This is a genomic window from Vibrio sp. YT-17 (assembly GCF_033337375.1).
Lineage (GTDB): Bacteria > Pseudomonadota > Gammaproteobacteria > Enterobacterales > Vibrionaceae > Vibrio > Vibrio alginolyticus.
This window is the reverse complement of record NZ_JAWOQP010000200.1, coordinates 1-1037: the sequence shown is the minus strand read 5'-3', so window position 1 is coordinate 1037 and position 1037 is coordinate 1. Positions and strand designations below refer to the sequence as shown.

The following is a 1037-nucleotide window of genomic DNA, read 5'->3' as shown; positions in this document are numbered from 1 at the left end:
CCAATTATGAGGTGAAACTGGCGATCTTAATGATCTTGACCGATCTTGATATCGAGTCCGCACGTCAGCACCTTCATCATCAAGACGGCTTCTTGCGTAAAGCGGTAGAAAGCCATAAATCAAACTGACCTAATGTAAGAAGGTTGGATAGTAAAAAGGTGGCTCATGGGCCACCTTATCTTTTTGCCGGAGCTGATACATCAAGCATCAATCCTCGTCATACAACCACTCATCAAATTCGCGATTTAACTCGTTATTCACCTTACGCTTGAGCTGGTCTGGATCAGTGGCATTTTTAACGCGTTCCACTTTATTCGTGTACTGGCTTGTCGCCTCGTTTACTTCCCGTTTCATTTTGTTTTGCACGTAAGTACCGTTGGTGAGATCTTCAATATCCCGCTTGGTATTATTGAGCGTATTCGTAATCTGATGCTTGTTATGGTCGTATTTGCGTTTCGCTTTGATCGTATCTTTCAGCATATTGCTGGCACTTGCGGTTAGCGGCAGTAATACTAACGCAACTAAAAAGTACTTTTTCATATTTCAATATCACTTATTACTCAATCTCAATGAGCCAAGTAGACCAAAGCGATCCGATAGAATTGTCAGAAGTTCAACAAGCCAAACTATCGTCTTGATTATGAAACAGAATGAGTCTTGCCGTTAACTACTGTATTTATTAATTACTGTATTCGTTCCAGCCTCGTTGCCATTCCATACGGAATTTTTGCGCTTGCTCAGTGCCCTCACAGACACCCTCATAATATTGGCCAGATAGACCCATTTGATAAGCAAAGTCTGGATTGCAATATTCAGCGACACCTTCCAAATAGCCACGGTCATAATCACCTGGGTTAGCAGTGCCTAACGTTTTCAGCTCTTTTACACTACGAGAAGTGTGCCCTGCGATGCCATCTTGATAACCAATCTGCTACCAATCACCCGATTTGGCGAGATCTTCCGTGGTTGCAGCACACCCAGCCAATAATACCAGCGCCAACCCCACCGTCGCTTTTTTCATAACTCTTCCTTAACTG

The 1037-nt window shown here is 43.2% G+C and carries 1 protein-coding gene and 2 pseudogenes; 1 reads left to right on the top strand and 2 read right to left on the bottom strand.

Annotation, left to right across the window (positions count from 1 at the left end; all coding sequences use genetic code 11):
- A pseudogene (murQ, locus tag R7F67_RS24930) lies at positions 1–128 on the top strand (N-acetylmuramic acid 6-phosphate etherase); the annotation flags it as partial.
- 79 nt (positions 129–207) lie between these two features.
- On the opposite strand, the gene R7F67_RS24925 reads toward murQ, so the two are convergent.
- Both R7F67_RS24925 and R7F67_RS24920 read right to left on the bottom strand, forming a co-directional pair.
- Complete coding sequence (locus R7F67_RS24925; protein ID WP_021450227.1) at positions 208–540, bottom strand: hypothetical protein; 333 nt, start codon at positions 538–540, stop codon at positions 208–210.
- A 139-nt stretch (positions 541–679) separates the two neighbouring features.
- Positions 680–1021, bottom strand: a pseudogene (locus R7F67_RS24920) (DUF2799 domain-containing protein).
- Between the last annotated feature and the right edge of the window lie 16 nt (positions 1022–1037).

Excerpts from the sequence above, each read along its gene's own strand:
- R7F67_RS24925 (WP_021450227.1), bottom strand. The coding sequence starts at position 540 with ATGAAAAAGTACTTTTTAGTTGCGTTAGTATTACTGCCGCTAACCGCA.